The 26,071-nt window shown below is 72.5% G+C and carries 21 protein-coding genes; 10 read left to right on the top strand and 11 right to left on the bottom strand.

Features of this window, described 5'->3' with window-relative positions; genetic code table 11:
- Window positions 1-75 precede the first annotated feature (75 nt).
- Genes FHX45_RS24600 through FHX45_RS24590 form a run of 3 tightly spaced genes read left to right on the top strand, consistent with a single transcriptional unit; the run spans window position 76 to window position 3,845 of the window.
- The gene (locus FHX45_RS24600) at window positions 76-1,257 is read left to right on the top strand and encodes an acyl-CoA dehydrogenase family protein (protein WP_167106539.1); all 1,182 of its coding nucleotides are present in this window, start codon (window positions 76-78) and stop codon (window positions 1,255-1,257) included.
- A gap of 9 nt (window positions 1,258-1,266) precedes the next feature.
- Window positions 1,267-2,319 carry an acyl-CoA dehydrogenase family protein gene (locus tag FHX45_RS24595; protein ID WP_167106536.1) on the top strand — a complete coding sequence of 351 codons (1,053 nt, stop codon included), beginning with the start codon at window positions 1,267-1,269 and terminating at the stop codon, window positions 2,317-2,319.
- Window positions 2,316-3,845: a long-chain-fatty-acid--CoA ligase gene (locus FHX45_RS24590; protein WP_167106533.1), complete on the top strand. Its 1,530-nt coding sequence runs from the start codon at window positions 2,316-2,318 to the stop codon at window positions 3,843-3,845. The genes FHX45_RS24595 and FHX45_RS24590 overlap by 4 nt, the downstream gene beginning before the upstream one ends.
- Before the next feature lie 9 nt (window positions 3,846-3,854).
- Here FHX45_RS24590 and FHX45_RS24585 read toward each other — a convergent pair whose 3' ends face one another.
- Both FHX45_RS24585 and FHX45_RS24580 read right to left on the bottom strand, forming a co-directional pair.
- On the bottom strand, window positions 3,855-6,884 hold the full coding sequence (locus tag FHX45_RS24585; RefSeq protein WP_243869215.1) for a bifunctional acetate--CoA ligase family protein/GNAT family N-acetyltransferase: 3,030 nt from the start codon (window positions 6,882-6,884) through the stop codon (window positions 3,855-3,857).
- Window positions 6,885-6,912: 28 nt separating this feature from the next.
- Entirely contained in the window at window positions 6,913-8,082 is a 1,170-nt protein-coding gene (locus FHX45_RS24580) for an acetoin utilization protein AcuC (RefSeq protein ID WP_167106530.1), read from the bottom strand.
- A gap of 104 nt (window positions 8,083-8,186) precedes the next feature.
- On the opposite strand from FHX45_RS24580, the gene FHX45_RS24575 reads away from it, so the two are divergent.
- The 3 genes from FHX45_RS24575 (at window position 8,187) to galE (ending at window position 11,135) form a co-directional block, all read left to right on the top strand.
- Window positions 8,187-8,882, top strand: a complete 696-nt coding sequence (locus FHX45_RS24575) for an iron-dependent transcriptional repressor DtxR (RefSeq protein ID WP_167106527.1) — start codon at window positions 8,187-8,189, stop codon at window positions 8,880-8,882.
- Window positions 8,879-10,051 carry a galactokinase gene (gene galK / locus FHX45_RS24570; RefSeq protein ID WP_167106524.1) on the top strand — a complete coding sequence of 391 codons (1,173 nt, stop codon included), beginning with the start codon at window positions 8,879-8,881 and terminating at the stop codon, window positions 10,049-10,051. The genes FHX45_RS24575 and galK overlap by 4 nt, the downstream gene beginning before the upstream one ends.
- Window positions 10,052-10,145: 94 nt before the next feature.
- Window positions 10,146-11,135, top strand: a complete 990-nt coding sequence (gene galE / locus FHX45_RS24565; protein WP_167106521.1) for a UDP-glucose 4-epimerase GalE — start codon at window positions 10,146-10,148, stop codon at window positions 11,133-11,135.
- 459 nt (window positions 11,136-11,594) lie between these two features.
- Here the strand turns inward: galE and FHX45_RS24560 are convergent, their stop codons facing one another.
- On the bottom strand, window positions 11,595-12,674 hold the full coding sequence (locus tag FHX45_RS24560) for a DUF4192 domain-containing protein (RefSeq protein ID WP_167106518.1): 1,080 nt from the start codon (window positions 12,672-12,674) through the stop codon (window positions 11,595-11,597).
- Between the two features lie 203 nt (window positions 12,675-12,877).
- Between FHX45_RS24560 and FHX45_RS24555 the strand changes: the two genes are divergently transcribed.
- Window positions 12,878-13,939, top strand: coding sequence for a DUF2293 domain-containing protein (locus FHX45_RS24555; RefSeq protein ID WP_167106515.1), 1,062 nt, complete (start codon window positions 12,878-12,880; stop codon window positions 13,937-13,939).
- On the opposite strand, the gene FHX45_RS24550 is transcribed toward FHX45_RS24555, so the two are convergent.
- Both FHX45_RS24550 and pdxR read right to left on the bottom strand, forming a co-directional pair.
- A complete protein-coding gene (locus tag FHX45_RS24550) occupies window positions 13,921-14,349 on the bottom strand; it encodes a CBS domain-containing protein (RefSeq protein ID WP_167106512.1) in 429 nt (142 codons plus the stop codon). The two genes, FHX45_RS24555 and FHX45_RS24550, sit on opposite strands and share 19 nt — an antisense overlap.
- A 35-nt stretch (window positions 14,350-14,384) precedes the next feature.
- A complete protein-coding gene (gene pdxR / locus FHX45_RS24545; protein ID WP_167106510.1) occupies window positions 14,385-15,800 on the bottom strand; it encodes a MocR-like pyridoxine biosynthesis transcription factor PdxR in 1,416 nt (471 codons plus the stop codon).
- 80 nt (window positions 15,801-15,880) lie between these two features.
- Here pdxR and FHX45_RS24540 point away from each other — a divergent pair, with 80 nt between their 5' ends.
- Together FHX45_RS24540 and FHX45_RS24535 are read left to right on the top strand one after the other, a co-directional pair.
- A complete protein-coding gene (locus FHX45_RS24540; RefSeq protein ID WP_167106507.1) occupies window positions 15,881-16,441 on the top strand; it encodes a TIGR03086 family metal-binding protein in 561 nt (186 codons plus the stop codon).
- Window positions 16,442-16,470: 29 nt separating this feature from the next.
- A complete protein-coding gene (locus tag FHX45_RS24535; protein ID WP_167106504.1) occupies window positions 16,471-18,480 on the top strand; it encodes a prolyl oligopeptidase family serine peptidase in 2,010 nt (669 codons plus the stop codon).
- Here the strand turns inward: FHX45_RS24535 and FHX45_RS24530 are convergent.
- On the bottom strand, window positions 18,429-19,736 hold the full coding sequence (locus FHX45_RS24530; protein ID WP_167106501.1) for an MFS transporter: 1,308 nt from the start codon (window positions 19,734-19,736) through the stop codon (window positions 18,429-18,431). The two genes, FHX45_RS24535 and FHX45_RS24530, sit on opposite strands and share 52 nt — an antisense overlap.
- A gap of 96 nt (window positions 19,737-19,832) precedes the next feature.
- Here FHX45_RS24530 and FHX45_RS24525 point away from each other — a divergent pair, with 96 nt between their 5' ends.
- Window positions 19,833-20,666 carry a LysR family transcriptional regulator gene (locus FHX45_RS24525; protein ID WP_167106499.1) on the top strand — a complete coding sequence of 278 codons (834 nt, stop codon included), beginning with the start codon at window positions 19,833-19,835 and terminating at the stop codon, window positions 20,664-20,666.
- A 16-nt stretch (window positions 20,667-20,682) separates the two neighbouring features.
- On the opposite strand, the gene FHX45_RS24520 is transcribed toward FHX45_RS24525, so the two are convergent.
- From FHX45_RS24520 to nrdR, 5 genes are all read right to left on the bottom strand, one after another.
- Complete coding sequence (locus FHX45_RS24520; protein WP_167106496.1) at window positions 20,683-21,438, bottom strand: SDR family oxidoreductase; 756 nt, start codon at window positions 21,436-21,438, stop codon at window positions 20,683-20,685.
- 55 nt (window positions 21,439-21,493) lie between these two features.
- Entirely contained in the window at window positions 21,494-21,853 is a 360-nt protein-coding gene (locus FHX45_RS24515) for a cytotoxic translational repressor of toxin-antitoxin stability system (RefSeq protein WP_341771601.1), read from the bottom strand.
- A 65-nt stretch (window positions 21,854-21,918) separates the two neighbouring features.
- The gene (locus tag FHX45_RS24510; RefSeq protein ID WP_167106490.1) at window positions 21,919-22,407 is read right to left on the bottom strand and encodes a prevent-host-death protein; all 489 of its coding nucleotides are present in this window, start codon (window positions 22,405-22,407) and stop codon (window positions 21,919-21,921) included.
- Window positions 22,408-22,494: 87 nt separating this feature from the next.
- On the bottom strand, window positions 22,495-25,323 hold the full coding sequence (locus FHX45_RS24505; protein WP_167106487.1) for a vitamin B12-dependent ribonucleotide reductase: 2,829 nt from the start codon (window positions 25,321-25,323) through the stop codon (window positions 22,495-22,497).
- A gap of 29 nt (window positions 25,324-25,352) precedes the next feature.
- A complete protein-coding gene (nrdR, locus tag FHX45_RS24500; RefSeq protein WP_167106484.1) occupies window positions 25,353-25,835 on the bottom strand; it encodes a transcriptional regulator NrdR in 483 nt (160 codons plus the stop codon).
- Window positions 25,836-26,071: the final 236 nt, after the last annotated feature.

The following is a 26,071-nucleotide window of genomic DNA, read 5'->3' as shown; positions in this document are numbered from 1 at the left end:
AATAGAACGTGTTCTAGACTAGCGCCACGGACCGGTCTGCTTCCAGCAACGACCGGGCGGGCCGGAGGTGACGGCATGCGGATCAGCGACACGCCCGGGCAGGAACGGCTGCGCGCGGAACTGCGCGACTACTTCGCCCGGCTGATGACCCCGGAGCGCCGCGAGGCGCTGGCCGGTGACGGCGGTGAGTACGGGGATGGCAAGGCATACCGGGAGATCGTGCGCGAGCTGGGCCGGGACGGCTGGCTCGCGATCGGCTGGCCGGCCGAGCACGGCGGGCAGGCCCGGCCGATGCTCGACCAGCTCATCTTCACCGACGAGGCGGCGGTGGCCGGCGTGCCGGTGCCGTTCCTGACCGTCAACACGATCGGCCCGACGATCATGCGGTTCGGCACACCCGAGCAGAAGGCGTTCTACCTGCCGCGCATCGCAGCCGGCGAGCTGCACTTCTCGATCGGCTACTCCGAGCCGGACGCCGGGACCGACCTGGCGTCGCTGCGGACCCGGGCGGTCCGCGACGGCGACTCCTACGTGATCAACGGCCAGAAGATGTGGACCAGCCTGATCGAGTACGCCGACTACGTGTGGCTGGCCGCGCGCACCGACCCGGACGCGGACCGGCACCGGGGCCTGAGCATCCTCGTCGTGCCGACCGGCGCGTCCGGGTTCTCCTGGACGAAGGTGCACACCGTCGCCGGGCCGGGCACGAGCGCGACCTACTACGACGACGTGCGGGTCCCGGTGACCGCCCGGATCGCCGAGGAGAACGCCGGCTGGCCGCTGATCACCAACCAGCTCAACCACGAGCGCGTCGCGCTGACCTCGGCCGCGCCGATCCTCTCCGCGCTGGACGAGGTGCGCCGCTGGGCGCGGGAGACCGGGCAGCCGGACGGCAGCCGGGTCATCGACGCCGAATGGGTCCGGATGCACCTGGCTCGCGTGCACGCGCACGCGGAGTACCTGAAGCTGCGCAACTGGCGGATCGCCTGGGCGGCCGGCGCCGGCGAGCTGGGCCCGGCGGAGGCGTCGGCGACGAAGGTGTTCGGCACCGAGCTGGCGATCGAGGCCTACCGGCTGCTGATGGAGGTGGTCGGCCCCGGCGCGGTGGTGCGCGCCGGTTCCCCCGGCGCGGTGCTGCGCGGCCGGCTGGAACGAGCCCACCGGTCCGCGCTGATCCTCACCTTCGGCGGCGGCACGAACGAGATCCAGCGTGACCTGATCGCCGCGTCCGCCCTGTCCCTGCCCGTCACCCGCTGAGGAGGAACCGTGGACTTCGCGCTGAGCGAGGACGTCACCGAGCTGGCCGCGCTGGCCGCGCGGGTGCTGGCGGACAAGGCCGCACCCAGCCCGCACGGCGAGGGCGGCTTCGACCGGGCCGCCTGGGCCGAGCTGGCCCGCGTGGGCGCGATCGACGCGGCACTTCCCGCCGCGGCCGGTGGCGGTGGCCTGGGGCTGCTCGGGCAGTGCGCGGTGCTGACCGAGATCGGCCGGGCGGTCGCGGAGGTGCCCTACCTGCCGACCGTGGTCGCCGCGACCGCCATCGCCGGGTCGGGGGACGGGCGGCTGATCGAGCGGTGGGTGGTGCCGGCCGTGCGCGGGCAGGCGGTCCTGGCGCTCGCGCTGCCCGACGCCGCGGCGCCGTGCGGGTTCATGGCGGAACCGGACGGCTCCGGCTGGCGCCTGTCCGGCACGCAGACCGCGGTGCCGTTCGCCGCGGTCGCCGACGCGCTGGTCGTGCCCGCGCGCACCCCGGACGGCACGGCGGTGTTCGTGGTGCCCGCGCGGGCCGAGCCGCAGAGCGTGGTGGACCACGCCGACGCCGGGCTGGTTTCGCTCAGCGGCGTCCGGGCCGACGCACGGCTGCCCGTCTCCGCGGTCCGGCTGCGCGAGCACGCGACGGTCGGCCTGTGCGCGCAGCAGCTCGGGGTGCTGGACAGCGCGTTGCACCGCACCGCGGAGTACGCACGTACGCGTGAGCAATTCGGGCACGCCATCGGGGCGTTCCAGGCGGTGCGGCAACGCCTCGCGGACGCCTACATCGACGTGGAGGCGGTACGGCTGACGTTGTGGCAGGCCGCCTGGCGCCTGTCCGAGGAGCTGCCGGCCGCCGCGGCGGTCGCGACCGCGAAGTACTGGGCCGCCGAGGCCGGCCACCGCGTCGCGCACACCGCGGTCCACGTGCACGGCGGGGTCGGCATCGACACCGGCCACGCCCTGCACCGGTACTTCGTGGCGGCCAAACGGCTGGAGTTCACGCTCGGTGGGGCCACGGCGCAGCTGCGTGCGCTGGGCGACGCGCTCGCGGCGTCACCGTCATGACCGTCACCGAACTGCTGCTGGCGCGCGCCGCCGACGACCGGCCCGGCCTGCTGTTCGAGGGCTCGTCGTGGACCTGGCGCGAGCACGTGCAGCAGTGCGCGGAGCACGCCGCGGTGTTGCGTGCGCTGCTCACCGGGCCGCGGAAGCACGTGGGAATCCTGGCGGACAACGTGCCGTCGTTCTCGTTCCTGCTCGGCGGCTGCGCGTTCGCGGGTGCGGTGCTGGTGGGGCTGAACCCGGGGCGCCGGGGCGCGGCCCTGGAGCGGGACATCCGGCTCGCGGACTGCGAGCTGGTGCTCACCGAGGGACGGCACGCCCGGCTGCTGGACGGGCTGGACGTGCCGGTGCTGGACCTCGACGGTCCGGAATGGGCCGGGTTGCTGGCCGCACACGCGGGCGCGGCCAGCAACCCGGCGCCCGCCTCCGGCGACGACCTGCTGATGCTGATCTTCACGTCCGGCACGAGCGGTGATCCGAAGGCCGTGCGGTGCACGCACGACAAGATCGCCGTCCCCGGGCGGATGCTCGCCGCCCGGTTCGGACTGTCCTCATCGGACCGCGTGTACGTCTCGATGCCGATGTTCCACTCGAACGCGATCATGGCCGGCTGGTCGGTGGCCCTGGCCGCCGGGGCGGCGCCGGCCCTGCGGCGCCGGTTCTCGGCGTCCGGGTTCCTGCCCGACGTGCGGCGGTTCGGCGCCACCTACGCGAACTACGTGGGCAAGCCGTTGTCGTACGTGCTGGCGACACCCCCGCTGCCCGGCGACGCGGACAACCCGCTGCGGATCGTGTACGGCAACGAGGGTGCGGAGGCGGATCTGGCCGCGTTCGCGCGCCGGTTCGGCTGCCAGGTGGTGGACGCGTTCGGATCGACCGAGGGCGGCATCGGTTTCGCCCGCACCGCGGACACGCCAGCCGGCTCGCTGGGACGGCTGCCGGAGGGGGTCGCGATCCTGCACCCGGACACGGGCGCGGTGTGCCCGCCGGGGGTGGTGGGCGAGCTGGTGAACACCAGCGGGCCCGGCGCGTTCGCCGGGTACTACCGCAACCCAGGCGCCGACGCCGAGCGGATGCGCGACGGCCGCTACCACACCGGCGACCTCGCCTACCTCGACGAGAACGGGTTCTGCTACTTCGCGGGCCGGCTGGGCGACTGGTTGCGTGTGGACGGCGAGAACCTGGGCACCGCGCCGATCGAGCGGATCCTGCTCCGCCACACGGCGATAGCGGAGGCCGCGGTGTACGCCGTCCCCGATTCCGCGGTGGGCGATCAGGTGATGGCCGCGCTGGTGCTGTCGGATCCGCTGGACCCCGCCGCGTTCGGCGCGTTCCTCGCGGCGCAACCGGACCTGGGCCCCAAGCAGCTGCCGCGGTTCGTGCGGATCGTCCCGGAACTCCCCCGCACCTCGACGTACAAGGTGGTGAAACGGCGCCTGGCGGCGGAGGGGGTGCGCTGCACCGGCCCGATCTGGTTCCGCCCGCACCAGGACTGTGCCTACCAGGTCCACCAGCCCGGCACCGCATAGCGCCGGGTGTCAGAACCGTGCGTCGATCGGTCGCAGCCGCCGCGGACCGGTGTCCGGGCGAGCGGGCGGCGGGCCGAGCACGATGCGCGCGTTGGCCACGAACGCACCCTCCGGGGAGGCGACCACCGGGTCCAGCGTCAGCGCCCGCACCTCCGGGTGGTCCTCCGCCAGCGCCGCCACCCGCAGCACCATGTCCTGCAGCGCCGCCAGGTCCGCCGGTTCGTCACCGCGGTAACCGGTCAGCAGCGGCGCGCTCTTCGGCTCGCGGACGAGTGTCGCGGCGTCCACGTCGGTCAGCGGCACCGCCCGGTAGGCCCGGTCCCCCAGCAGCGTGCTCACCAGCCCCGACAACCCGAAGGACACCAGACTGCCGAACGACGGGTCGTCCTGCAGCCCGATGAGGCAGGAGATGCCCTTCGGCGCCATCTTCTGCACGTAGACGTCCCGCTCCCCGGACACCTCGCTCAGGTCCGCGTACCCGCGCCGCACCGCGTCCGGCGACGCCAGATCCAGTCGCACGCCCGCGAGATCCGGCCTGCCGCGCAACCGCTCGTCCACGGCCTTGACCGTCACCGGGTAGCCGAGCTCCCCGGCCGCCTCGACGGCGGCGTCCGCGCTGGACACCATCCGGAAGGGCACCACGTCGATGCCGTAGCACCCGAGCAGCCGCACGACGTCGTGGTCCTCGAGCACGACGTTCTTGTCCCCGCCGGCCAGGATCTCCCGCACCACCTGCTCGGCCTGCTCCAGGTGGATCCCGTCCGGGCGGATGAGGGTGCCCTGCGGCCGCTGCCGCCACGCCGCGTACCGCACGACCTTCGCCAGCGCGTTCACCGCCCGTTCCGGGCTGGGGAACGACGGGATCGACCCGGGACCGGGGGCGCCGTCGGGACCGGGGACGGCCAGCTCGGCGGGCACGCCCTCCGCGGCCAGGAACGTCGAAACGATCGGTTTGCCCTGGTCCAGCTCCTGCGCCGCCTCGCGCAAGGCGCGCGCGTAGGTGCTGCCCGGGATCGACACCGGCGGCACGAACACCGCCACCAGCGCGTCGGTCTCCGGGTTGTTCAGCGCCTCGCGCACCGCGGCGGCGAAGTCCTCCGGGCCGGCCTGCGGTCCGACGTCGACCGGGTCGAAGGCGAGCCGCAGCCCCTGCGCGCGGGCCGTGTCGGCGGCGAGCAGCCCGATCGCGCTGGAGTTGCCCACGATCCCGATCCGCGGACCGGCGGGCAACGGCTGGTGCGCGAACACCAGCGCGGTGTCGAACAGCTGCGCCAGCGTCTCCACCCGCACCACGCCGGCCTGCTCGAACAGCGCCTGCACGCTCGACTCGTCGACCTCCGCGGAGGTCGCGGCCAGTTGCGGCCGGACGGCGTGCCGCCCGGACTTCACCGCGACGATCGGTTTGCTGCGGCCCAGCCGCCGTGCGAGACGGGCGAACTTGCGCGGGTTGCCGAACGACTCGAGGTAGAGCAGCACGAGATCGGTGTTCGGGTCGGTCTCCCAGTACTGGAGCAGGTCGTTGCCGGAGACGTCAGCGCGGTTGCCGGCCGAGACGAACGTGGACAGGCCGAGCCCGCGCGCCTCGGCGTCGGCGAGGATCGCGGTACCCAGGGCGCCGGACTGGCAGAAGAAGCCCGCCCGGCCGCGTTGGGGCAGCCGGGGCGCGAGCGTCGCGTTGAGCCGCACCGCCGGGTCGGTGTTGAGCACGCCGAGCGCGTTCGGGCCGACCACCCGCATGCCGTGCGCCCGCGCCTCGCCGACCAGCCGCAGCTCGGCGTGCAGGCCGTGCGGACCGGCCTCGGCGAACCCGGCGGTGACGATGAGCAGGGTCTTGACCCCCTTGGCCAGCGCACCGTCCAAAACCGACTCGACCTGGTCGGCCGGGACCGCGACCACCGCCAGGTCCACCGGATCCGGGATGTCCACCACGGACGGATACGCGCGCACCCCGCGCACCGAGCGGTGCTCGGGGTTGACCGGGTAGACGGTGCCGGCGAAGTCGGCGGCGAGCAGGTTGGACAGGACCGAGTAGCCGACCTTGGTGGGATCGGCGGAGGCGCCGATCACCGCGACCGAGCCCGGGTGGAGGAGGTTGTAGACGCTGCGGGCCTCGGCGGCCTGCTCGCGCGCACGGGCGACGGCGAGGGATTCCTCGGTGGGGTCGATGTCGAACTCCAGGTGCAGCACGCCCTCCTCGATGGCGCGGCTGACCTGGTAACCGGCGTCGCGGAACACCCGCACCATCGAAGCGTTCTCGGCGAGCACCTCGGCGACGAACCGCCGCAGACCGCTCTCCGACGCCGCGGCGGCGAGGTGCTCCAGCAGGATCGACCCGATGCCACGCCCCTGGTGCGCGTCGTCGACGACGAACGCCACCTCGGCCGAGGGCCGGTCACCGAGCCGCTCGTACCGCCCCACGGCGATGATGTCGTCCCCGAGCAGGACGACGAACGCCACGCGGTCGTGGTGGTCGACCACGGAGAACCGCTCCAGATCCCGCTGCGGGATGCGCGGGTAGGCGCCGAAGTACCGCAGGTACCGGGTGCGCTCGGACAGCCTGGAGTGGAAGGCAACCAGGGCGTCCGCGTCGCTCGGCACGATGGGGCGCAGGTGGACGGTGCCGCCGTCACTGAGCAGCACGTCGGCCTCCCAGTGGCGCGGGTAGTCGTACGGACCGCGGGGGCCGTGCTGGTCGCCCTGCCCCGGCGCCTCCTCAGCACCGCCCCCCGGGCCCGCGCTGCCCTCCGGGCCCGCACCGCGCTCCGGACCAGCACCGGCACCACCCGCCGGAGCCGCATCGTCGTTCGCGTCGGCGCCGGGTCGTGTGCCGGCACCACTGCCGGAGCCGGCAGCGGGGTTCTGGCCCGCGCCGCTCACCCGGCCCGCGCCGCTGTCCGGACCCGCAGTGACGCCCGCGCCGGCACCACTCCCCGCGCGGATCCCCGGTCCGGCACCGTCGGCCGGGGTGGCACGCCGGGCCCGGCCCTGGCCGGCGGGCTCGTCCTGCTGGGCGCCACCGGGCGTGTCGCTGGTGCTCATCTCGCGTCGATTCCTCGGATCATCGCGGTCAGTCCCTCGGATCGTCCGGGTCCAGGCCGTGCAGCGGGAACAGTGCGCGCCGGGTGTCCCGGATCGCCACGTCCACGGGGTCGTCCACCCCGTCGCCCCAGGACCGGAACGTCGTGTCGCGGCCGTCGGTCATCTCCGGCGGCAGCTCGGCGCTCGGCGCGGCCCGCAGGACCGTGCTGACCCAGTTCGGCGGCAGTGGCGTCTCGGGCTTGACGTCGCGGTCGAGCACCGTGGCCATCAGGTGGGTCCACGACCGCGGCACGACCCGGATCAACTGGTATCCGCCGCCGCCCACGGCGAGCCAGCGGCCGTCCGCGTGCCGCTCGGCGAGGTCACGCAGAGTGGCGTAAATCGTGCGGTGCCCGTCGACCGACAACGCCAGGTCGGCCAGCGGGTCCTCCTCGTGCGAATCGACGCCGCACTGCGTGACCAGGATCTGCGGGCGGAACACGGCCAGCAGCGACGGCACGACCGCGTGGAAGGCCCGCAGCCAGCCCGCGTCACGGGTGCCGGGCGGCAGCGGGACGTTCACCGCCGTCCCCTCGGCCTCGCCGGAACCGGTCTCGCCGCTGTACCCGGTACCGGGCCACAGGGTGAACGGGTGCTGGTGCAGCGAGACGGTCAGCACGCGGGGGTCGTCGTAGAACGCGGCCTGCACACCGTCGCCGTGATGGACGTCGGTGTCGATGTAGGCGATGCGGTCGAAGCCGTGGTCGAGCAGCCAGGAGATGGCGACCGCGCAGTCGTTGTAGACGCAGAACCCGGCGGCGTGGTCGCGCATCGCGTGGTGGAGCCCGCCCGCGATGTTCACGGCGCGGCGCGCGTCGCCGTCGGCGATCTTGCGGGCGCCCAGCAGTGTGGAGCCCACCACCAGCGCGGAGGCGTCGTGCATGTCGCTGAACACCGGGTTGTCGGCGGTGCCGAGGCCGTGGCCGACCTCCCAGCCCACGGCCGGGGCGAGCTTGACCGCCGCCAGGTATTCCGCGGAGTGGATGCGGTGCAACTCGGTGTCGTCGGCGGGCTCGGGCACGAGCAGCTCCACCCCGTCGAGGACACCCAGTTCGGTGGCGAGCCGCACGGTCAGGTCGAGCCGGACCGGGTTGAACGGGTGCTCACCGCCGAGGTCGTAACCGAGCAGTGCGGGATCCCAGACAACGGCGGGCTGCATGACGTCCGATGGTAGCCGCGCGGAGCGTGATTATCCTCCTGGTCACCTGGGGTGACGGTCGCCCGGAGCGACTACCATGGATTGTCGCGGACGAAGGGGACATCGTGAACGATCTCATCGACACCACAGAGATGTACTTGAAGACCATCTTCGAGCTCGAAGAGGAAGGTGTCGTACCGCTGCGCGCCCGCATCGCCGAGCGGCTGCAGCAGAGCGGTCCGACGGTCAGCCAGACCGTGGCCCGCATGGAACGCGACGGGCTGGTGCGCGTCGCCGACGACCGTCACCTGCAGCTCACCGAACACGGGCGGGAGCCCGCGACCGCCGTCATGCGCAAGCACCGCCTCGCGGAGCGGCTGCTGCTGGACGTGATCGGCCTGGAGTGGGAGCACGTGCACACCGAGGCGTGCCACTGGGAGCACGTGATGAGCGAGGCGGTGGAGCGCAAGCTCGTCCGGCTGCTGGACCACCCGACCACCTCGCCCTACGGCAACCCCATCCCCGGGCTCGACAAGCTCGGCGAGGGCGGGCTGCCCGCGCCGCCCGCCGAGGCGGACCTCGTGCGGCTGGACGACTTCGCGCGCTCCGGCGGCGGCAAGGCGGAGATCCGCCGGCTTGCCGAGCACATCCAGCTCGACGAGAAGCTGATGGTCGACCTGAAGAACGCGGGCATCGCCCCGGGCAGCGTCGTGTCGGTCCGCCGCGCGGACGGCGGCGGCACCGCCGAGGTCACCGGTGAGCTCGGCGCGGTCCAGGTGCCGATGTCGGTGCTCCACGCCGTCCTGGCCCAGGCCAAGTGAGCTCCGCGCGCGCGGCCGCGGCGGCGTTCGAGTCCGTGCACGGCCGGTCCCCGGCCGGGGTGTGGTCGGCGCCGGGCCGGGTCAACCTGATCGGCGAGCACACCGACTACAACGACGGCTTCGTGCTGCCGTTCGCCCTGCCGCACCGCCTGGCAGCCGCCGCGTCCCCGCGGTCCGACCAGGTGCTCACCGTCGCCTCCCTGGGCTCCGACGGCCTGATCCAGCACACCGAGCCGGTGATGATCCCCGAGCTGCGTCCCGGCGGCGTGCCGGGCTGGGGCGCCTATCCGGCCGGCGTCGCCTGGGTGCTCCGCGAGCACGGTGCCGATCGCGGCGCCGACCTGGTGCTGGCCGGTGACGTCCCCACCGGCGCCGGGCTGTCCTCGTCCGCCGCGCTGGAGTGCGCCGTGGCGCTGGCCCTGCTGGGGCTGGCCGGCGAGGAGGACCCTGACCTGGACCGCCGCTCCCAGATCGCCCGCTGGGCTCAGCGCGCCGAGAACGACTTCGTCGGTGCCCCCACCGGTGTGCTCGACCAGACGGCCTCGCTGTGCTGCATCGACGGTCACGTCCTGTTCCTCGACGTCCGGTCCGGTGAGATGGAGCAGGTCCCCTTCGACGCCGCCGCCGCGGGCCTGCGCATCCTGGCCATCGACACGCGCGTCAAACACGCCCACAGCGAAGGCGGCTACGGCGAGCGCCGCAAGGGCACCGAGCGCGCCGCGGACCTGCTCGGCGTGAAGGCGCTGCGGGACGTCGGACCGGACGACCTGGCCGGCGCGCTCGCCCGGTTGCCCGGTGACCTGGCCCCCCTCGTCCGCCACGTCGTCACCGAGAACCAGCGCGTGCTCGACGTCGTCGCCCTGCTCCGCGACGGCCGGATCGGCGACATCGGCCCCCTGCTGTCCGCCTCGCACGCGAGCATGCGCGACGACTACCGCATCTCCTGCCCCGAGCTGGATCTCGCGGTGGACGTGGCCGTCGAGTCCGGCGCCCTCGGCGCGCGGATGACCGGCGGCGGGTTCGGGGGCACCGCGATCGCGCTCGTGCCGGAGTCCCTTGTGGACACGGTCGAGGCGGCGGTCATGGCGGCGTTCGACCGTGCGGGCTACCGCGGACCGCGTGCGTTCGTGGCGGTCCCCTCCGCCGGCGCCCGGCGCGACGAGCTGTGATCCGGTGGGGCGGGACCGGTGCGTGGTTCACCGGTGGCTGGTCCACACTGGTGACACCTCCTTTTCGTCCTCGAGAAAGGTTTTCGACGAGACCATGGCTTCCGACTCCTCGCGCCTCAAGCTGATCGTCACGGGCGGTGCCGGTTACGTCGGCAGTGTCTGCACCGCCCGTCTGCTGGAAGCGGGGCACGAGGTCGTGGTGGTGGACGACCTGTCCACCGGCCACGCCGACGCCGTCCCCGACGGGGCACGCTTCGTCGAGGGCGACGCGGCCGACGCGACCGCGTCCCTGCTGGGCGAGGGCTTCGACGGCGTGCTGCACTTCGCGGCGAAATCCCTCGTCGGCGAGTCGATGCAGGACCCGGCCAAGTACTGGCACGGGAACGTGATCACCTCCATCCGGCTGCTCGATGCGATGCGCGCGCACGGCACGCCCCGGCTGGTGTTCTCCTCGACCGCGGCGACCTACGGCGAGCCGGAGCGCAGCCCGATCCCGGAGACCGCGCCGACGATGCCGACCAACACCTACGGTGCGTCCAAGCTCGCGATCGACCATGCGATCACCAGCTACGCGCGGGCGCACGGGCTGGCGGCCGTGAGCCTGCGGTACTTCAACGTGGCCGGCGCCTACGGCCGCTACGGGGAGCGGCACACCACCGAAACGCACCTCATCCCGCTGGTGTTGCAGGTCGCGACCGGGCAGCGCGAGCAGGTCGGCATCTTCGGCGAGGACTACCCCACCGAGGACGGTACGGCCGTCCGGGACTACATCCACGTCGCCGACCTCGCCGACGCCCACCTGCTCGCCCTGACCCACGCGCGGGCGGGCGAGCACCGCATCTACAACCTGGGCAACGGCACCGGGTTCTCGGTCCGTCAAGTCATCGACGCGTGCCGCGCCGTCACCGGTCACCCCATCCCCGCCGAGGTGGCCCCCCGCCGCGCCGGCGACCCCGCGATCCTCGTGGCCGCCAGCGACCGGGCCCGCGAGGAGCTCGGGTGGAAGCCCGAACGCGCCGACCTGCACGCCATCGTCAGCGACGCGTGGCGCTTCACCCAGGAACGGCGGGGCCTCGAGGGCTGACCCCTCCGGCGCCGTACCCGGCTGACCGCCCGCCGGTGACTCGTGCCTGGGGCGGTAGCCCGGGCTTGGGCACGAGGTTGGTGGACGGCCGCCAGATGACCGGCGGTAGCCGTGGTGACCCGGTAGCCGTCGTGACCGGCGGTGACCAGTGCGGGCCGGCGGCCCGCCTCGCTCGTCCACGGCGTCGGGGCCACCGGCAACCGGCGCAGGACCCGAGTACCCCGGGCAAACCCCCAGCGGCCGCCGCACGGCCCCGGCAGCCCGGACGACCATCGACCCGGCGCGGCCGAGGCGATCGACGCCGGTGCCCGGTGCGGGAAGCCACGGCCGAGGTGGCCGCTGGTGCCGGAGGTGCCCAGTCCCGGCGGGCGGGCCGGGCAGGGGCAGTCGGACGACGCCCCAACGGTGGTGCCGCGGCCGCTGTACCGGGGCGGCGAGCCGTGGTACGAGGCGGGCCGGTCACCCGCACCGGGGGTCCGTCGGCATGAGGTTGCCTTCCTGGGCTCGGCTCAGTCTGCCGAGCGCGTCCGGTGGGAGCTGGCGGTTCAGGCAGATCTGGAGCAGCTCCGCGAGCCGGTGACCCGGGTGGGCGGCGAGGGCGTTGCCGAACGCCAGGCCCGCCAGGACGCAGTCGCCGCGGCGGTAGGCGGCGTAGCCGAGCAGGAGGGCCGCCTCCGCGCGTTCCGGGGGCGGCGTGCGGCGCACCAGTTCCAGCCACAGGCGCTCGGCGGCGATCGCCGGTGCCTCGCCCGGCGGCTCGGCCGTGGTGAGGCACCGGTCACGCACCTTCAGGTCCGACAGGGCCATCGCCAGCGACACCACGTCCTCGTCGCTCAGGTCGAAGTCTCCCCGGACGGCCCGCCCCAGGGCAGCGCGCACCACGGCGAGGTGCCCGGCACGCTCCTCCTCGGCGGACCGGCCCGTACCGGCCAGTGCCTCCACCGCCTCGTCCAGCAGCCGTTGTCTCCGGTCGATCGCGGCCGGGTCGTCCGGATCGAGCTGCCGCACCAGCTGCTCCCGGCTGTCGTGGGTCACCCAGCCGCGCGTCGCCATCGTCGCCGCCATGACGGTCTCGCGGTCGTCCGGCAGCACACCCGCACCGCAGCCTTCGTGGTAACACGTCCAGGGCACCCCGCCGCGGATCTCCGGCACCCACAACGCGTGGTCGACCGGCCGGCCGGCCTCGTCCAGCGCACTGATCAGCCGCTGGGTCAGGCTCTGGTGCGGCAACTGGCCGGGCGGTGCCCGGTGCCCCGGGCGCGAGCCGACGATGACGACGGTCACCCCCGCCCCGGGATGTCGCAGCAGCCTGTCCACGAGCCCGCGAACCACGTCGCGCTCGTGGGGTTCGTCGGGCAGGTCGGCGCGGATCACCGGGATGATCCTGCGTTCCCGGCCGCGGCTGTGGTTGAGGAGGATCACGGAGGGACCGGGCCGGAACGACAGCAGGTGCGGCACCGCCGCGACGAGCTCACCCGGGTCAGAGATGCGGACGACGATGCGGCCGTCCGTGCCGGTGGTGGTTGTCGTGGAAGTCATGAAGCCACTATGCGGCAGGAAACAAGCAGCCGAAGAACAGAACGAAATTCTGTGGATGCCTGAGGACGATGTGGACAACTCGATGCCTCGGCCGACGGACTACGCCTTTCTGTCGGTGGTGCGCGGTAGGGTCCCGCCCCGCCCGGGCGTCCACAGTGGATGCTCGTCGCGGTGTGCGGAGGGGCGGTTAGACTCTGCGCCTGATGGCCGGGAAACTGAACAGCCGCGTCGCCGCGGTGGCGGCTTCGGTGCTCGCACAGCGCAAGTACGTTGCTCCGGTCGACGTGTTCGCCGGGCTCGGCTGGGTGCGCGCGGCACGGATCGAGGAGTGGCGCCGGGGCCGGTTCAGCCCGCTCACCGAGGCGCTCCCCGGCGACGCGGCGCGCATCGGCGAGGCTCTCCGCTGCCTCCGTGCGTGGGCGCGCGAGAACGGGCTGACCCCGGCCGACACCGCGTACACCGCGGCCACCCGGGAGCGGGGCGACCTGCGTTTCACCGGTGACGACGCGCTGGACCGGCTCTGCCGCACGCACTGGCTGGCGCCGGACCTCTCCGAGAAGCAGCGGGCCCGCCTGACCGAGCGGCAGAACAAGGCGCCCGACCTGGCGGTGAACCCCGCCGACAAGGCGTGGACGTGCGCCGGGTGCGGTGCGGCGGGCCGGGCGGGCGACCTCCTGCTCGCCGAGGGCCCGCTCTGCCTCACCTGCGCCGACTTCGACCACCTGGTCCTGCTGCCCGCCGGGAACGCCGCCCTGTCGCGCCGCGCCAGGCAGGAAAGCACTCTCTGCGTGCTGGTCCAGCACTTCAACCGGCGGCGCAAACGCTACGAGCGCCAGGGGATCCTCGTCGAGGAAGCCGCCCTCGACCGGGCCGAACAGCGGTGTCTCGCCGACGAGGACGCCCGCGCCCGAAGGCGGGACCGCGACGCGCAGCGGCGCGCCGCCCAGGACGTGGACTTCCAGGCGGCGTTCGCGGACACCATCCGCCGGCTCTACCCGGGCTGCCCGCCGGACCGGGCACAGGCGATCGCCGGGCACGCCGGAACCCGCGGCAGCGGACGGGTGGGACGGTCGGCCGCCGGGCGGGCGCTCGGCGAGGAGGCGGTGCGGCTCGCGGTGATCGCCTCGATCCGGCACCTGAACACCGACTACGACCGGTTGCTCATGGACGGCGTGCCCCGCGCGGAAGCCCGCGAACGCATCCGTCCCGCCCTCGACCGGGTCCTCCGGAGCTGGGAGGAGCGCGCTCAGCCTTGCGCGATGTAGGCGGCGAGCTGCTGCTGCGTCGCCTCCAGCTGTTCCATCCGCGTTTTGACCACATCGCCGATGCTGACGATGCCGGCGAGCCTGCCGTCCTCGATGACCGGCACGTGGCGCACTCGCCGCGTGGTCATCAGCACGCTGAGGTCGTCCACCGAATCGCGCGGGGTGCAGGTGGCGACGAGCGTCGTCATGATCTCCGACACCGGCCGCTCCAGCAGGGCCGGGCCGCGTTCGTGCAGCTTGCGCACCACGTCCCGTTCCGACACGATGCCGGCGATGCCGTCGTCGCCCACCACGACCATCGCGCCCACGTTGTGCTCGGACAGCCCGGCGAGCAGATCGGTGATGGACGACTCGGGCCGTACCGTGGCCACCCAGTCCCCCTTGCTCCGCAGTACGTCGGCGATCCGCATCGGCAGCCTCCCAGCTGGACGTGACCCGGCTCACATCAGGTTAGAGCCCGGTCGCTCTCCGCGAAAGCCCGCAATCCGGGCTCGATCCGCTCCCGCGGAATGGCGCCGAAGCCGAACACCAGCCCGTCCAGGGCATCCGGCACCGTCGTGAAGTCGCCCAGCGTGGAGATCCGCACCCCGGCTTGCCGTGCGGCTCGCACCACCGGACGTACGGGCTTGGAGCTGACCGCACTCACGTGCAAGCCGGCCGACGACGGGATCAGCCGCAGCCACGGAAAGTCCCGCTCGACGACCCGGCACACCACCTCCCGCCGGGCGGCGTACTCGCGCCGGGTGCGGCGGAGGTGCCGCGCGAACTCACCGCTGTCCATGAACTCCGCCAGCGCCGCCTGCGTGACGCTCGCGGAATGCCAGTCGGTCAGGTACTTCGCCTTCCCCAGCGCGGGACGCAGCCCCGGCGGGGCGACGAGAAAACCCAGGCGCAGACCGGGCAGCAGGACCTTCGAAAACGATCCGATGTAGAGCACGCGGCCACTGGGATCGAGGTTGCGCAACGGCTCCAGCGGCCGGCCGGTGTAGCGGAACTCGGTGTCGTAATCGTCCTCCAGGATCGCGGCGTCGTGCCGGCGCGCCCACTCGATCAGCGCCACGCGCCGCGCCATCGACATCGGCACGCCGAGCGGGTACTGGTGCGACGGCGTCACGTACACCAGCCGGCAGTCGGCCGGGATGTCGTCGACCACGATGCCCTCCTCGTCGACCGGCACGCCGACCGGCCGGGCACCGAGGGTGGTGAACAGCTGCCGCGGCGGCGGGTAGCCGGGGTCCTCGACCGCGACCCGCGCGCCGGGCTCGATCAGCACGCGCGCCGCGAGGTCCACCGCCTGCTGCGAGCCGTTGGTGACCAGGACGTCGTCGGGGGTGACCCGCACCGCCCTGGACACGCCGATGTGCCGGGCGATCGCCTCCCGCAGCCCGGGATGCCCCTCCGGATCACCGTAGGTCAGCACGTCGCGGCGCGACCGGCGCAACTGCTGGCTCACCAGCCGGCGCCAGGTGTCGAACGGGAACAAGGCCACGTCGGGGGCGCCGGTGCGGAAGTCGAACTCCGGCTGTTCGCGGAACCGGTGCGGCGGCCCGGGCACGTCGTCCCACACCGCGACCGGGGTCAGGGACGCCGGGGCACCACCGGTCGGGCGCACGTCCCGCCGCGCGCCCGCGCCGACGAAGGTGCCCGATCCCGCCCGGGACTCCAGGAACCCTTCCGCGATCAGCCGGTCGTAGGCGGCGCTGACCGTGGTGCGCGAGACCGCGAGGCGCTGAGCCAGCTCACGGGTCGGCGGGAGCGTGTCCCCGGCACGCAGCCGCCCGTCGAGGATCGCGTCGCGGATCTGGCGGTAGATGGCATCCCGCCGGCCCCGGCCGGGCCCGAGCTCGATCTGGATGTCCATCCCCCGAGCCTAATTGGCCCACTTCGAAACACCTGGTTTTGGCCCTTCGGCGGGGCCACTGATGCTCGTAGGTTCGGTGCATGGACATCCGTGACCTCGACCGCCGGGTTCTCGCGACGATGGACAAGATCGTCTCCGGCGTCCGCGATCTCGGCCTGCGCACCCCGTGTGCCGGCTGGACGCTGGGCGACCTGCTCACCCACCAGATCCAGGAGAACCGGGGTTTCGCCGTGGCGCTGCGCGAGGGCGCGGCACCGGACTGGCACATCGGTTCGCTCGGCACCGACCCCTACCACGACTACCGCGAGTCCGTGGACGCCTTCCTCGACGCCGCGGCGGACGACGCCGTGCTCACCCGCGAGGTGACCGTGCGCGAGTTCGGCACCTTCCCCGGCTCCGTGGCGCTCACCATGCACCTGGTCGACTCCGTCGCCCACGGCTGGGACCTCGCCCGGACCTTCGACGTCCCCTATGAGCCGGACGCCGAGGCCGTGCACGTCGCGCTGCTGTTCGCCGAGCGGATGCGCGCCCGGCCGCGCCCGGACGACGACGTCTTCGCGCCCGTGGTGGAGGTCGGCCCCGGCGCGGGCGAGCTCGACCGCTTCCTCGCGCTGACCGGCCGGGACCCCGCCTGGCGTTGAAAACCGTCCCCACCTGGCAGGATGGGGACATGGCTGACGAAGACCCGTACCTCTGGCTCGAGGACGTGACCGGGGAGCAGGCGCTCGACTGGGTTCGGCAGCGCAACGCCGAATCGGTCGCCGAGCTCACGCCGGGCACGCGGTTCGGGCAGCTGCGCGCCGAGGCCCGCGAGGTGCTCGACGCCGACGACCGGATCCCCTACATCCGCCGGCGCGGTGAGTACTTCTACAACTTCTGGCAGGACGCGGCGCACCCGCGCGGTTTGTGGCGGCGGACCACGCTCGGCTCCTACCGCAGCGATCGTCCCGAGTGGGAGGTCCTGCTCGACGTGGACGCGCTCGCCGAGGCCGAGGGCGAGAACTGGGTGTGGCAGGGCGCGGCGGTGCTGCGGCCGTCGTACCGCCGCGGTCTGGCCGAGCTGTCCCGCGGTGGCGCGGACGCGGCGGTGGTGCGCGAGTTCGACCTGGAGTCGCGTGAATTCGTCGTGGGCGGCTTCGAACTGCCCGAGGCCAAGAGCCGGGTCGGCTGGATCGACGAGGACCTGATCTACGTCGGCACCGACTTCGGCCCCGGGTCGATGACCGCCTCGGGTTATCCGCGGGTCATGAAGGAGTGGCGGCGGGGCACCCCGCTGTCCGAGGCCGTCACGGTCTTCGAAGGCAAGCCGGACGACGTGGCGGTGTTCGCCTACCACGATCCGACGCCGGGGTTCGAGCGCGACTTCGTCGGCCGCGCCATCGACTTCTACCGCACGGAGAAGTTCCTCCGCACGCCGGGCGGACTGGTGAAGCTCGACGTGCCCGAGGACGCGCAGACCACCAGCCACCGGGAGTGGTTGCTGATCCGCACGCGCACCGCGTGGACCGTCGGCGGCCGGGAGTACGCGCCGGGCACCCTGCTCGCCGCGAACTTCGACGCCTACCTCGCCGGGGAACGCGAGCTCACCGTCCTGTTCGAACCGGACGGGCGGACGTCGCTGGAGTCCTGGGACTGGACGCGGCACCACCTGCTGCTCACCACCCTCGCCGACGTGCACACCGAGCTGCACGTGCTCACGCCCGGCGAGGGCGGCTGGCGACGGGAGCCGCTGGGCGGCGCGCCGGAACTGGGCACCGCGGAGATCATCGACACCGATCCCGACCACAGCGACGAGTACCTGCTCAACACCAGCGGTTTCACCCAGCCCGCGACGCTGTCCTACGGGCACGTGGGTGGTGGCACCGAGATCCTCAAGCAGGCCCCGGCCCGCTTCGACGCCACGGGCATCACCGTCGAACAGCACTTCGCCACCTCCGACGACGGCACCCGCATCCCGTACTTCGTGGTGCGGCCGCGAGGCGGCCACGGGCCGACGATGCTCACCGGCTACGGCGGGTTCGAGGTGTCCCGCCTGCCCGCCTACAGCGGGGTGATCGGCCGCGGCTGGCTGGCGCGCGGCGGTACCTACGTGCTCGCGAACATCCGGGGCGGCGGCGAGTACGGCCCCGGCTGGCACACCGGCGCCATCAAGGAGAACCGGTACCTGGTCTACCAGGACTTCGCCGCGGTCGCCCGGGATCTCGTCGACCGGGGCATCACGACGCCGGAACGGCTGGGCATCCAGGGCGGCAGCAACGGCGGCCTGCTGATGGGCGTCATGCTCACCCGGTACCCGGAGCTGTTCGGCGCGATCGTCAGCCAGGTGCCGCTGCTGGACATGCGCCGCTACCACCTGCTGCTGGCCGGCGCCTCCTGGATGGCCGAGTACGGCGACCCCGACGACCCGGCCGACTGGGAGTACCTCGCGCAGTACTCGCCGTACCACAACGTCCACAAGGGACGGGACTACCCGCCCACGCTGTTCATGACGTCCACCCGCGACGACCGGGTGCACCCCGCGCACGGGCGCAAGATGATGGCGCGGATGCGCGAGCAGGGGCACGACGTGCGGTACTACGAGAACATCGAGGGCGGGCACGGCGCCGCGGCGGACAACGAGCAGCTGGCCTACAAGTGGGCCTTGCTGTTCGAGTTCCTCTGGCAGAAGCTCAGCAGCTGACCGGCCGCCGCCACCGCGGCGGCGAGCAGGAACGCCCAGCCGAACTGGCCGGCAGCCACCACCGCGCCCATCGCCGCGACCCCCACGGTCGCCCCGACCTGGCGGACGGCGTTGAGCAGGCCACCGGCGGTACCGGCGTACCCTTCGGGCGCGGCGGTCACCACACCGGTGACCAGTGCGGGCAGGGCGAGGGACACACCGAACCCCAGCAGCAGGAGACCACACGCCAGCAGCGGGTAGGGCGCGTGGACCGTCGCGGCCAGGACGGCCGCCCCGGCGGTCAGCAGCGTCAGACCGGCCACGACCGGCAGGCGCGGCCCGCGGGCGGCGACGATCCGGCTGGTCAGCAGCGGGTTGAACGCGGTCGGCAGGGTCAGGGGCAGGAACGCCAGCCCGGCCTGGACCGGGGTGAGGTGCCGCTCGTTCTGCAGCAGCAGCGTCACCGCGAACAACGCGCCGGAGAGCACGAAGTTCACCGCCGCGCCGGCGAACAGGTTCACCGCGACGCCACGGCTGCGCACCAGCACCGGTGGCACGGTGGGTGCCGTGGCGCGACGCTCCCGGTGGACGAACAGCACGAGCACCAGGAGCGCGAGGACCCCGGCGAGCGGACGCGCGTCCACGATCGCCTCGGTCAGCAGGCCGAGGAACGCGCACGCGGCGAGCTGGGTCTTCACGTCGAAACCGCGCCCGGCCGGCGTCGTCTCCCGGCCGCGGGTCAGGGCGAGACCGATGACCGCGAGCGGCACGTTGACGAGGAACACCGCTCGCCAGCCCGCCAGATCGACCAGCAGCCCGCCGGCGATCGGGCCGGCCGCGAGCGCCACCCCGGTGATCGCCGCCCAGGCGCCGAGCGCCTTCGCGCGCGCGGCCGGCTCCGGGTGCAGGCGGCTGATCAGGGCGAGCGAACTGGGCAGGCACGCCGCGCCCGCGACGCCGAGCAGGACGCGCAGCACGACGAGCAGGGCCAGGTCCGGGGCGGCCGCCGACACCAGGGAGAGGACGCCGAAGCTCGCGACGCCCCAGCGGAACACGCGCAGCGGGCCGAACCGGTCGGCGAGTGCGCCACCGCCGAGCAGGAACGCGGCGAAGGAGACGGTGTAGCCGTTGACCACCCACTGCTGCCCGGCGACCGATCCGCCGAGATCGGCGCGGATGCCGGGCAGCGCGACGGTGAGCACAGTGGTGTCCAGCAGGACCAGGAAGTAGGCGAGGGAGATGCCGAGCAGACTGCCTCGGCGAGCCGTTGTCGTCACGACGGTGACTCTCCGGTTCCGGCCCTCACCGCTCAACCGGCCGGTCCGGACGCCCCTTTCGGTTTTCCCGAACGACGCATCGTTAGGGTGGTTCTCATGGAGCTGCGGCAGTTGCGGGCGTTCGTCGCCGTCGCCTCGGCGGGCACCGTGACCGGGGCGGCGCAGCGGCTCGAGCTGTCCCCGGCGACGGTGTCCGAGCACGTGCGGTCGCTGGAGACCTCGCTCGGGGTGGTGTTGTTCGACCGGAAGCCGACGGGCATGGAGCTGGCCGAGCGTGGCCGGTTGCTGCTGCCCGAGGCACGGCGGCTGCTCGACCAGGCCGAGTCGATCCGGCGGCTGGTGAGCGACGAACGCACCCGGTTCACCGTCGGCGCCCTCGAGACGCTGGTGGCGACCCGGCTGCCGGCGGTGGTCGCCCGCCTCGGCGACCGGCGGCCGGACGTCGACCTGGCGGTGCGGTCCCTGATGCGGCAGCCCATGTTGCGGGCGGTGTCGGACGGATCACTGGACGCGGGACTGCTGCTGGACACCGGACCGGTACTGGGGACGCTGGGGTTCGACGGCGGTGATCTGTCGTTCGCCGACATCGACACCGTGCGGTTGTACCTGGTCGCGCGGCCCGGCGAGACCGCGCGTGAGGACGTGCTGCTGGTGACCCCGCCGGGGTGTTCGTTCCGGATGGCGGCCGACCGCCTGCTCGGCACGACCGGCCGGCGGCTGGAGTTCGACAGCGTCTCCACGATCCGCGCGTGGGTCACCCAGGGGCTGGGCGTGGCGCTGCTGCCGGACTTCGTGGTCAGCGGCGACCTCGCGGACGGCACGCTGGTCGCGTTGCCGGTACCGGACAGCGCGGAACTGGCGCTGCGGGTGGTGTGGCGCACCGACCGGGAGGACACGCTGCGCGAGGTGCTCTACGCGATGGCGGCGTAGCCGTCCGCGCGGCGCCTCACGTTCGGTCCGCCAGGAACTGCTCGAACGTGGTGCGGCCGGTGGCGTTCGAGGTGAGGTGGTGCCCCGCCCGGTATCCCCGCCCGATCGCGCCGGGGATGGGGACCGGCACGAGCGGGCGACGGCGGTTGCGGGCGCGGAGGTAGATCCGGGCGAGGTCGGTGGCGTCGCGGACCTCCGAGCCGCCCATGTCGGGTGCGCGGCCGGCGGGGTCGCCGAGCGCGAGGCCGGCCAGGCGCTGCGCGACCTCGCGCGAGTCGACCGGCTGGAAGCGGAACCCGGCCGGGTGGAGGACAACCGGGAGGCGCCGCTGGACCTCCAGCCCACGGAACAGGAGATCGTGGAACTGCGTGGCCCGCAGGACGGTCCACGGTAGACCGGACGCGATCACGGCCTCCTCCGCGGCGAGCTTGGCCCGGTAATACGGCAGCGGAATCCGGTCGACGCCGACGATCGAGATGTACACGACGTGCGGCACGCCGGCCCGACGGGCGGCTTCGACGAGGGTCCGCGTGGTGGTGGCGTCCTTCGTGCCGAGAGTGGTCGCGCAGTGCACGATCGCGCCCGCCCCCGCGACAGCCGCGTCCAGGCTGTCCGCGGTGCGCAGGTCACCGGTGTACCAGGAGTAGGGCGTGCCGGCGGGTGCGGCCCGGCGGCTCAGGATCCGGACCTCCCGCCCCGGCGCGCGGAGGCAGCGGGCGACCTCCCGGCCGAGGACTCCGGTTCCGCCCGTGACGAGGATGGTTTCGCTCATACCGGGGAGACCGGACAGGGAGCCGGGATGTGACAGCCGGGGCCGGAGGCGCCGGTCACGCGCCCTCGGACCAGTAGCGCTGGAGCCGCGCGATCCCCTCGTCCTTGCTCATCCCCGCCACCTCCGCCTCGTCGAGACCGGCACGCGAGATCAGCAGGAACACGAGATCGGCCGGCAGGGCCCCCGCCGGCGGCTCCGGTGTCCCGCGAGCCGGTGTGACGCCGTCCTGCACGCACGACCAGAATTCCGGTTCCCCGGCGTCGAGCTGGTCGCGCAGGATGTGCTTCCCCCTGCCCCGGCCGTAGCCGCTGCGGTCGACCGGGTGCGAGATGCGGGTACGGAGAATCCTGCCGTCGGCGAGATCGAGTTCGTACGTGACGTGGTGTGTTCCGGCCCGGCCGTGAGCGTCGCGCACCCGGCGCCACTCCTCGACCCGGCAGAACGTCTCGTGATCCTGGCGAGCCGGCTGTGGCCAGGTTGTCACCCTGCTGCGCCGACAAGCCAGTCGCGTAGTCGCCCGTCGTCACTGAGGCTGATCAACTGCACCAAACCCCAGTTGTCCCGGTGGTTGGAAGCATCCAGCAGGCGCTCCTGCCGGTCCTGCGCGTACTCCCGCAGAGCGTCGATCATCTCGTCGACCGCCTCGTCGAACGACGCGCCGTCCACGGCCACCGGCAGCCCCGGAATGAACACCGACCAGCCCCCGGCTTCCGCGACGACCTGGGCGCGCGAGGGGACGAGCGACGCGAGGAAGTGGCGCAGCCGCTTGACATCCACCACGGCGGCCGTCGCGGAGTCCCGCCTGACCGTGGCGACCCGGCCCTTCTCGGCGGCATCCAACAGGTCCTTCAGATGTGCGCGCGCATCGCTGTAGCTGTCGTGGTGAACAGCGGACGTGCCAGCCTCCCGGTGATCTCCACCAGGAGACCCCGCACGCTCGAGTACGTCAAGTACGTGACGTACTCGCACGCCATCGGGACCAGACGCGGCGGAGCCGGGACGGCAACTGCCGTCCCGGCTCCGACCAGTCACTTCACCCGACGAGGGCGTTCACTCTCAGCTGCAGCCGGAGGTGGCGCCGCAGCCCTCGCACGCGTAGCAGGAACCCGCGGGGCGCATCTTGGTGCCGCAGGTCATGCACAGCGGGGCGTCGGCGGCCTTGCCGAGGTGCAGCTCCATCAACTCGGCCGTGCTGTGCGCCACGTGGGGCTGCTCCGCGGACTCGGACTTCGCCGGGCTCGAATCGACCGTGCTGCGCAGCTCCTCCAGGTCCACGTTCTCCGGCTCGGCGGGCTGAGCGCCGTAACCGGTTTCGACCTGGGCGGCCCGCTCCGCCGCGGTGAAGATGCCGAGCTCGGCCCGCTTCTCGTACGGCAGGTAGTCCAGCGCCAGCCGGCGGAACAGGTAGTCCAGCACGCTGGTGGCGATCCGGATGTCCGGGTCGTCCGTCATCCCGGCCGGCTCGAAGCGCAGGTTCGAGAACTTCGAGACGTAGAACTCCAGCGGGATGCCGTACTGGAGACCCACCGAGATCGACATCGAGAAGGCGTCCATGACACCGGCCAGCGTCGACCCCTGCTTGCCGAGCTTGACGAAGATCTCGCCCAGCCCGTCGTCCGGGTAGGAACCCGCGTGCAGGTAACCCTCGGCACCGCCGACCGTGAACGACAGCGTCTGGCTCGGGCGCTTCTTCGGCAGCCGCTTGCGGATCGGCTTGTACTCGACGACCTTCTCCGGCTCCGCCACCTCGGCGGTCTCGGCCTGCTTCTTCGCGCTCGACAGCGGCTGGCCGACCTTGCAGTTGTCGCGGTAGATCGCCAGCGCCTTGAGGCCCAGCTTCCAGCCCTGGAAGTAGATCTCCTCGATGTCCTCGACCGTCGCCGACTCGGGCATGTTGACCGTCTTGGAGATGGCGCCGGACAGGAACGGCTGCACCGCGGCCATCATCCGCACGTGCCCCATCGGCGCGATGGAGCGCTCGCCGATGGCGCAGTCGTACACCTCGTAGTGCTCCGGGCGCAGACCCGGCGCGTCGACCACGTGACCGTGCTCGGCGATGTACTCGACGATCGCCTCGATCTGCTCGTCCTGGTAACCCAGGGCCTTCAGCGACCGCGGGATCGTCTGGTTCACGATCTGCATTGAGCCGCCACCGACGAGCTTCTTGAACTTCACCAGCGAGAAGTCCGGCTCGATCCCGGTGGTGTCGCAGTCCATCATGAAGCCGATGGTGCCGGTCGGGGCGAGCACGCTGGCCTGCGCGTTGCGCCAGCCGTTCTTCATGCCGATCTCGATGCCGCTCTGCCACTCGCGGGTGGCGAGGTCGCGGATGGCGGCGTCGTTGGTGTGCATGGTGCGGATCGCGTCGTTGGCCGCGGCGTGCTTGCGCATGACCCGCTGGTGCGCCTCGGCGTTGCGGCTGTAGCCCTCGTACGCGCCGACCACGCCCGCGATCTCCGCCGAACGGCGGTAGGAGGTCCCGGTCATCAGCGAGGTGATGCTCGCGGCGAGCGCGCGGCCGCCGTCGGAGTCGTAGGCGTGACCGGTGGCCATCAGCAGCGCGCCCAGGTTGGCGTAGCCGATGCCCAGCTGGCGGAACTTGCGGGTGGTGTCACCGATCGCCTCGGTCGGGAAGTCCGCGAAGCAGATCGAGATGTCCATCGCGGTGATGATGAACTCGACCGCCTTGACGAAGAGCTCACCGTTGAACGTGCCGTCGTCGGAGAGGAACTTCAGCAGGTTCAGCGACGCCAGGTTGCAGCTGGAGTTGTCCAGGTGCATGTACTCGCTGCACGGGTTCGACGCGGTGATCCGGCCCGACTCGGGGCAGGTGTGCCAGTCGTTGATCGTGTCGTCGTACTGCAGGCCAGGGTCGGCGCACTCCCACGCGGCCTGCGCCATCGAGCGGAACAGCTTCTTGGCGTCGACGGTCTCCAGCACCTCACCGGTGAGGCGGGCACGCAGGCCGAACTCGCCGCTGGACTCGACGGCACGCATGAACTCGTCGGTGACGCGCACCGAGTTGTTGGCGTTCTGGTACTGCACCGACGTGATGTCGGCGCCGGAGAGGTCCATGTCGAACCCGGCGTCGCGCAGGACGCGGATCTTCTGCTCCTCGCGCGCCTTGGTCTGGATGAACTCCTCGATGTCCGGGTGGTCGACGTCCAGGACGACCATCTTCGCCGCGCGGCGGGTGGCGCCACCGGACTTGATGGTGCCCGCCGAGGCGTCGGCGCCGCGCATGAACGACACCGGACCCGACGCGGTGCCGCCGGAGGACAGCAGCTCCTTCGACGACCGGATGCGGGAGAGGTTGATGCCCGCGCCGGAGCCGCCGCGGAAGATCATGCCCTCTTCCTTGTACCAGTCGAGGATCGACTCCATGGTGTCGTCGACGGCGAGGATGAAGCAGGCGGAGACCTGTTGCTTGGAGGAGGTGCCGACGTTGAACCACACCGGCGAGTTGAAGCTGAACACCTGGTGCAGCAGCATCCAGGTGAGCTCGTGCTCGAAGACCTCGGCGTCGGTGGCCGTCGCGAAGTAGCCGTGCTCGGTGCCGGCCTTGACGTACGCGCTCACCACGCGGTCGATGAGCTGCTTGAGGCTGCGCTCGCGCTGCGGGCTGCCGACCGCGCCGCGGAAGTACTTGCTGGTGACGATGTTGGTGGCGTTCATCGACCAGAACTCGGGGAACTCGACGCCCCGCTGCTCGAAGTTGATCGACCCGTCCCGCCAGTTGGTCATGACGACGTCACGCTGCTCCCAGGTGACCTCGTCGTACGGGTGCACGCCCTCGGTCGTGAACACCCGGCTGATCTTCAGCCCCCGCTTGCCCCGCTTGGCCGCCTTGCCGCTCGCCGTGTTCGCGCCCACGGTTTCGGTCATGGATCCGTCCCTCCCGCTACGCGCCGGGCTCATGCCCGGGCCGCGCTGTCGTCGCCGTGCTTCTCAGCCATGGCCTTGCGCAGGTCCGCGATCTCCTTCTCGAAGTCCTCGACCGAGGAGAAGGAGCGGTAGACGCTGGCGAACCGGAGGTAGGCGACCTCGTCGAGCTCCCGGAGCGGCCCGAGGATGGCCAGGCCGACCTCGTGGCTCGGGATCTCGGCGACTCCGGCCGCGCGGATCGACTCCTCGACCCGCTGGGCGAGCTGCTGCAGGGCGTCGTCGTCGACCGGCCTGCCCTGGCAGGCCCGGCGCACGCCCCGGACCACCTTGTCCCGGCTGAACTGCTCGGTGACGCCAGACCGCTTGACGACCGCCAGCACCATCGTCTCGGACGTGGTGAACCGGCGCCCGCACGCGGAGCAGGACCGCCTGCGGCGGATGGCCTGCCCCTCGTCCACCTCCCGTGAGTCGACGACCCGGGAATCGGCGTGACGGCAGAACGGACACCGCATCTTCTCCGCCACCTTCCCCTCTCGCGCCGCACGGGCGACATCCACCCCAGCCCGTGCCGCCACGCTACGGCCCGGCCTGGTGATCGACTTGTGGATATCCGGTGGGTGAACGCCCACCGCCTGTGGACAACTCGTCCTCAGTCTACCCCAACTTGTGGACCAACTACAGCCATGTAACTACTAGATATAGCGGTGGACCTTAGATCGCGTGCAGGCGGGGCGCAAGCGACACGAGC

It is taken from the genome of Amycolatopsis granulosa (genome assembly GCF_011758745.1).
Taxonomy (GTDB): Bacteria; Actinomycetota; Actinomycetes; order Mycobacteriales; family Pseudonocardiaceae; genus Amycolatopsis_E; species Amycolatopsis_E granulosa.
Note: the sequence above shows the minus strand (reverse complement) of the source record. Positions and strands in the feature narration are given on the sequence as shown.

Coding starts and splice junctions, on each gene's coding strand:
- FHX45_RS24600 (WP_167106539.1), top strand. CDS start 76: ATGCGGATCAGCGACACGCCCGGGCAGGAACGGCTGCGCGCGGAACTG.
- FHX45_RS24590 (WP_167106533.1), top strand. CDS start 2,316: ATGACCGTCACCGAACTGCTGCTGGCGCGCGCCGCCGACGACCGGCCC.
- FHX45_RS24585 (WP_243869215.1), bottom strand. CDS start 6,884: ATGAGCACCAGCGACACGCCCGGTGGCGCCCAGCAGGACGAGCCCGCC.
- FHX45_RS24580 (WP_167106530.1), bottom strand. CDS start 8,082: ATGCAGCCCGCCGTTGTCTGGGATCCCGCACTGCTCGGTTACGACCTC.
- galE (WP_167106521.1), top strand. CDS start 10,146: ATGGCTTCCGACTCCTCGCGCCTCAAGCTGATCGTCACGGGCGGTGCC.
- FHX45_RS24560 (WP_167106518.1), bottom strand. CDS start 12,674: ATGACTTCCACGACAACCACCACCGGCACGGACGGCCGCATCGTCGTC.
- FHX45_RS24555 (WP_167106515.1), top strand. CDS start 12,878: ATGGCCGGGAAACTGAACAGCCGCGTCGCCGCGGTGGCGGCTTCGGTG.
- FHX45_RS24550 (WP_167106512.1), bottom strand. CDS start 14,349: ATGCGGATCGCCGACGTACTGCGGAGCAAGGGGGACTGGGTGGCCACG.
- pdxR (WP_167106510.1), bottom strand. CDS start 15,800: ATGGACATCCAGATCGAGCTCGGGCCCGGCCGGGGCCGGCGGGATGCC.
- FHX45_RS24540 (WP_167106507.1), top strand. CDS start 15,881: ATGGACATCCGTGACCTCGACCGCCGGGTTCTCGCGACGATGGACAAG.
- FHX45_RS24535 (WP_167106504.1), top strand. CDS start 16,471: ATGGCTGACGAAGACCCGTACCTCTGGCTCGAGGACGTGACCGGGGAG.
- FHX45_RS24525 (WP_167106499.1), top strand. CDS start 19,833: ATGGAGCTGCGGCAGTTGCGGGCGTTCGTCGCCGTCGCCTCGGCGGGC.
- FHX45_RS24520 (WP_167106496.1), bottom strand. CDS start 21,438: ATGAGCGAAACCATCCTCGTCACGGGCGGAACCGGAGTCCTCGGCCGG.
- FHX45_RS24505 (WP_167106487.1), bottom strand. CDS start 25,323: ATGACCGAAACCGTGGGCGCGAACACGGCGAGCGGCAAGGCGGCCAAG.
- nrdR (WP_167106484.1), bottom strand. CDS start 25,835: ATGCGGTGTCCGTTCTGCCGTCACGCCGATTCCCGGGTCGTCGACTCA.